Origin of the sequence: Actinoplanes sp. NPDC051633, from assembly GCF_040681735.1 — a bacterium.
GTDB lineage: Bacteria > Actinomycetota > Actinomycetes > Mycobacteriales > Micromonosporaceae > Actinoplanes.
The window spans coordinates 1-2,489 of sequence record NZ_JBFAZH010001135.1; the positions used below are offsets into that span (position 1 = coordinate 1).

Below are 2,489 nucleotides of genomic sequence, written 5' to 3' on the forward strand. Positions count from 1 at the left end.
CGATGCGGCTGCGGCGGTCACCGCTGCGGCGGCTTCAGGAGCCGCCCGCCCGGCGGCGGACCGACTTCCGCGGGCTGCGGGACGGGCTGGCGCGGCTGGGCACGAGCGATCCGCGCCGGCTGATGGTGCTCAGCGTGGCGACGGCCGGGGGGCTCGGCCTGCTCGTCGGCGGGCCGGTTGCAGCGGTGGTGCTGGCGGCGTATTCGGTCTTCGGGGTGCGGGCCGTCGTACGTCACCTGGTTCGCCGGGCCACGGCTGAGCGGCGGGCCGCCGCCCTTGACAACCTCGGTGCGCTGGCAGCCGACCTCCGGGCGGGATTGCCGCCGCAGCGGGCCGCGGCGGTGCGGGGCGATGCGCGGATCGCCGAGCTGAGCGGGGCGGTGTGGCGGCTGGCCGAACGCACCGGGGCGCCGGCCGCCGATCTCGTCGAACGCATCGAGGCCGACGCCCGTGCCGCCGAGCGGGCCACCAAGTCGGCGGCGGCGCAGGCCGCCGGAGCGCAGGCCACGGCGATGCTGCTCGCGGCGCTGCCGCTCGGCGGGATCGGCCTGGGCTACAGCATCGGGACGGACCCGCTGCGGATCCTGCTGCACACCAGGTTGGGTGCCGCCTGTGCGGTCGGAGCGGTCCTGCTGCAATGCGCCGGGCTGCTGTGGGCGGACCGCCTCGTGTCCGGAGCGCGGCGATGACCCAGCACGACTGCGGTGCCGCCCGCTTCCTGCGCAGTCGCGGACCGGCCGCCCTGCCGCTGCGCGCGTGCTGCGCCGCCGCCCTCATCCACGCCGGCTCCGGCGCGGACGGCACCGCGCCGTTCCTCTGCGCCGCCACCCGCCACGATCCACAACCGACGGTCGAGCCGGTCGCGGTGCCCGGAGCTGGTCGGAGTGCGTGAAATCCTGATGGCGCTCGGCGCCGGCGTCGGGGTGGTCGCCCTGATCGGCCGGTGGTGGGCGGCGTTGCCCGCGGTGGCGGCCGGCGCTGGGGTGTACCGATTCCTGCGCACCCGCGAGCCGGCCGACGTGGTCCGGGCCCGGCTGCGGGCGGCCGCCGACCTGCCACTGTGCGCTGACCTGCTGGCCGCCGCCGTGCGGGCCGGCGCACCGGTCGACCGGGCGGTGTCCGCCGTCGCCGACGCCCTCGGCGGTCCATTGGGTGAGCGGCTCTCCCGCACCGCCCGCTCGCTGCGGCTCGGGGCCGGGCCGGCCGAGGCGTGGGCCCACCTCGACGACGTGACCGGCGCGCAACGACTGGTCGCAGCCGCGATCCGGTCCAGCGACAGCGGCGGCGCGCTCGGCGGCGCGCTCACCCGGCTCACCGATGACCTGCGGGCCGACCGCGTCGTCGCGGCCGAGGCCGCGGCCCAGCGTGCCGGGGTGCTCATCGTGCTGCCGCTCGGGTTGTGCTTCCTGCCCGCCTTTGTGCTCGCCGGCCTCGTGCCGGTGCTGGTCGCCGTTCTCGGCGACGTGTTGTGAAGAACCCACCACAAGTGAGGAGATCGACGTGCGCAGACTGAAGGCCCGTTGGGCGCGGCTGAGCGGTGAGGCCGCGGAGGCCGGCATGAGCACCGCCGAGTACGCGGTCGGCACGCTCGCCGCGGTCGGCTTCGCCGGGTTGCTGTTCAAAGTGGTGACCAGCCCCAAGGTGCAGACGGCGCTGACCGGGATCATCGAGAAGGCCCTGCAGTGAGATGGCGCCGGTGGCCCGGCGGTGACCGGGGAGCGTTCACCGCCGAGCTCGCCGCCGGGCTGCCGGCGCTCATGCTGTTGCTGTTCGCTGGCCTCACCGCCGTCGGCGCGGTGACCGCCAAGACCCAGTGCGTGGACGCGGCCCGGGAGGGTGCGCTGGCCGCGGCCCGGGGAGAGCAGGGAGCCGACGCGGCGGCCGCGGTGGCGCCGCCGGGCGCGGCGATCGACGTGGCGACCGGCACCGCGACGGTCACGGTGACGGTGCGGTCCCGCATCCGGGCGCTGGGCGATGCGGTCCCCTTCATCGAGGTGACGGCCTCGGCGACGGCCGCCTGGGAGCCCGGCCTGCCGGAGCCCACACCATGACCGGCGGGCCGACCGGCACCGGACAGGGCGCCACGGTCGTCGACGGCGCGGTGCGCGGGAGCGGCTCCGGCGAACGTGGCGCGGCCTCGATTCTCGTCCTGGCCATCGGGTTGGTGCTGGTGGCGGCCGGAATGGCGGGTGCCGCCGTGGGTGCCGCCAGGGTGGGCCGGCACGAGGCTCGCACGGCGGCGGATCTCGGTGCGCTGGCCGGGGCGGCGCATGTCATCGAAGGGCCGGCGGTGGCCTGTGCCACGGCGGAGCGGCTGGTGACCGCGAACGGCGCCGTACTGATCTCCTGCGCCGTCCGCGACCTGGATCTGGTCGTCCGGGTGGAACGGGACGTGCCGGGGCTGCCTAGGCCGGCGCGTGCCGCGGCTCGGGCCGGCCCGGTCATGGCCCCGGCCTAACCTTTACGTTGCGACTGTATTGGGAAAGGTA

General features: G+C 76.3%; 5 protein-coding genes and 1 pseudogene. All 6 read left to right on the top strand.

Annotated features, from left to right (window positions below):
• A pseudogene (locus AB0M20_RS38030) lies at nucleotides 1-689 on the top strand (hypothetical protein); the annotation flags it as partial.
• Nucleotides 686-892: a hypothetical protein gene (locus AB0M20_RS38035; RefSeq protein WP_364305712.1), complete on the top strand. Its 207-nt coding sequence runs from the start codon at nucleotides 686-688 to the stop codon at nucleotides 890-892. The pseudogene AB0M20_RS38030 and the gene AB0M20_RS38035, both read left to right, overlap by 4 nt.
• A gap of 7 nt (nucleotides 893-899) precedes the next feature.
• Entirely contained in the window at nucleotides 900-1,472 is a 573-nt protein-coding gene (locus tag AB0M20_RS38040; RefSeq protein WP_364305717.1) for a type II secretion system F family protein, read from the top strand.
• Nucleotides 1,473-1,494: 22 nt separating this feature from the next.
• Nucleotides 1,495-1,686, top strand: a complete 192-nt coding sequence (locus AB0M20_RS38045; protein ID WP_364305719.1) for a DUF4244 domain-containing protein — start codon at nucleotides 1,495-1,497, stop codon at nucleotides 1,684-1,686.
• Nucleotides 1,683-2,051 (top strand): TadE family type IV pilus minor pilin, encoded by a 369-nt coding sequence (locus tag AB0M20_RS38050; protein ID WP_364305713.1) that lies wholly within the window; start codon nucleotides 1,683-1,685, stop codon nucleotides 2,049-2,051. Before AB0M20_RS38045 ends, AB0M20_RS38050 begins: the two co-directional genes overlap by 4 nt.
• Nucleotides 2,048-2,458 carry an Rv3654c family TadE-like protein gene (locus AB0M20_RS38055; RefSeq protein ID WP_364305715.1) on the top strand — a complete coding sequence of 137 codons (411 nt, stop codon included), beginning with the start codon at nucleotides 2,048-2,050 and terminating at the stop codon, nucleotides 2,456-2,458. The genes AB0M20_RS38050 and AB0M20_RS38055 overlap by 4 nt, the downstream gene beginning before the upstream one ends.
• Nucleotides 2,459-2,489 lie beyond the last annotated feature (31 nt).